This is a genomic window from Metabacillus rhizolycopersici (assembly GCF_020075705.1).
On sequence record NZ_JAIQUM010000188.1, the window covers coordinates 1 to 2,116 of the forward strand.

General features: G+C 36.9%; 3 protein-coding genes. All 3 read left to right on the plus strand.

What is annotated here, in order from left to right; all coding sequences use genetic code 11:
* The coding region (locus K9V48_RS27800) for an IS200/IS605 family accessory protein TnpB-related protein (RefSeq protein ID WP_224142287.1) at nucleotides 1-1,124 on the plus strand (1,124 nt) is incomplete at its 5' end.
* Between the two features lie 221 nt (nucleotides 1,125-1,345).
* Nucleotides 1,346-1,672 carry a DUF3916 domain-containing protein gene (locus K9V48_RS27805; RefSeq protein WP_263432981.1) on the plus strand — a complete coding sequence of 109 codons (327 nt, stop codon included), beginning with the start codon at nucleotides 1,346-1,348 and terminating at the stop codon, nucleotides 1,670-1,672.
* A 126-nt stretch (nucleotides 1,673-1,798) separates the two neighbouring features.
* Nucleotides 1,799-1,987: a hypothetical protein gene (locus K9V48_RS30050; RefSeq protein WP_410429700.1), complete on the plus strand. Its 189-nt coding sequence runs from the start codon at nucleotides 1,799-1,801 to the stop codon at nucleotides 1,985-1,987.
* Nucleotides 1,988-2,116: the final 129 nt, after the last annotated feature.

The following is a 2,116-nucleotide window of genomic DNA, read 5'->3' on the forward strand; positions in this document are numbered from 1 at the left end:
ATAATACAAAAAGTGTGGTTTTTGGTGGCAAAAAACTGTTCAAAGGACAGCACACCTTACATCATTATCGAAATAACCATAAACTGTGGGTAGAGGATTGGGAACAATCTCGTTACAGTAAAATGACGATTAGTGGTCGGAAGGACGCAAAGTATGGGGATTTTGTCTTTACGTATGTTTCAGAGACAAAAAATCTCCATTTCACCACTCTAAACGGTGTGGCAGTTGACATACCGAATCTTGTCTTTCCTTATGGGCAAGAAAACGTTGAAAAAGCCATTCAAACACAAGCAGACATGCCATCTCATTTGAAAAAGGAACATGGAAATGCCATTGCTTGGTCTGTTGAGGATCACGGTGATTATTATCTTTTTAAATGCATCTTGGATATTCCTGAAGAGGAAAACATAAACCACAGTAAATCTGATGGTGTTTTAGGTGTGGATTTGAATGTGGACCACATCGCATGGTCTAACATGAATGTGAAGGGTCAACTGATTAAATCGGGTGTATTTGAGTTCGATTTAGAGGGGAAATCATCGGGTCAAGCAACAAAAATGATTGAAGCAGAAGCGATACGATTAGTAGATCTAGCTGTTAAACTCAATAAACCGATCGTAATTGAAAAGTTAAACACAACGAAATCGAAAGGATCACATCCATACGGGAATAAAAAGGCGAATAAGAAAATGTCGATGTTTGCTTATCGTAAGCTTATTTCAGCCATAAAAAACCGTGCGAACAAAATGGGTGTGGCTGTATGTGAAGTAAATCCGGCCTACACCAGTCAAATCGGTAAAATCAAATACATAAAGCGATTGGGGATCAGTATTCACCAAGCAGCTTCTTATGTCATTGCGAGAAGAGCCATGGGATTCAAAGAAAAACTTCCACCAGTATTGCATTCCCTACTACCAGAGAAGATAGTAGGTCTACATCATTGGGCGCAATGGAAGTGGGTTTCAAGATGCCTATCTGATGTGCATACCCATTGTTTGTATCAGATAGAACTTTCTATTCCTAGCAAGCATTACTCGATGAGTGATCTTTTTCCTCCAGGGGTTCTTCCAGACTTGGTGGAAAAAGGTTTGTCTAAGAAAGAAAGTAGAAAACCCATTGCCTAGTTGAACGGGCAATGGTCGACTAAGTCACTTAGTAAGTCCTTTTTAGGAATCCCCTTCCTCAAAAATCAGGTAGAATTTTAGGTGGGGGTAGTTCAATGAATATATTACTGAATATACCATTTCCTTACACTATCCTGACGATTGTGGTTATCTAGGTTATTGGCATCTTCATCTCCTTTATTGACTCTGGAAACACACCAAATTCGGTAAGAAATTTATGTATGCAGACAGTAATCAATCAAGTTCAACATCTAATTGATATAAAAAGAGAATCAGAGAAAGCTCATCGCGTCTATACTCTAATTTCTCTACCACGTTTATTTGATTCTCAGATTGTCTTCCTATTTGATAAGAAAGACTTTGAAGGCTTTTTCGATCGAGATACAGAAGAACAGCGTTGGATTCCTTTGCTGTCTGATCGAAGTATTAAAAAGGAATGGGGATTAGAGATACCTGAAGGGCTAGCTGTCAAAGGATACAAGCAGATAATTAATGACGAAAATTATGCTTATGAAGGTGGGTTATGGTTCATCGGAGAGTTAGATTAGAGAACTTCCTCTAACATCGCTTATGGTGGCTAGAATTATATGTGTAAATTTCAGTTATTTACACCATTCAATAAAAGTTGGACAATAATATCAGAATATTTAAATTAATTATAGAGGGAGGAAAATATGGATATAAGACTTTTGAAACCATTAGATGCCGAAAATTACCGGAATTTTAGATTAGAAGCTTTACAAAACAATCCTGAGTCATTCGGTTCAAGCTATGAGGAAGAAAAAGATAAAACGCTTCCAATCCTTAGGAGGTTAATGATGGAAAATAAACAATTAGATAAAGGAAAAACCATTCCTGTCTAAACGAGGGCACTGAAAAAGTCCATGTAATGAGAAAAAGAAGCTAATCACCTACTATATATAGGTGACTAACTTCTTTTCGTTATATATATATTGATAAAATGCACATTACTTTCTCAAAGTAATCACTTT

What these genes read in the sequence shown, in the direction of transcription:
- K9V48_RS27805 (WP_263432981.1), top strand. Translation starts at nt 1,346, where the DNA reads ATGCAGACAGTAATCAATCAAGTTCAACATCTAATTGATATAAAAAGA.
- K9V48_RS30050 (WP_410429700.1), top strand. Translation starts at nt 1,799, where the DNA reads ATGGATATAAGACTTTTGAAACCATTAGATGCCGAAAATTACCGGAAT.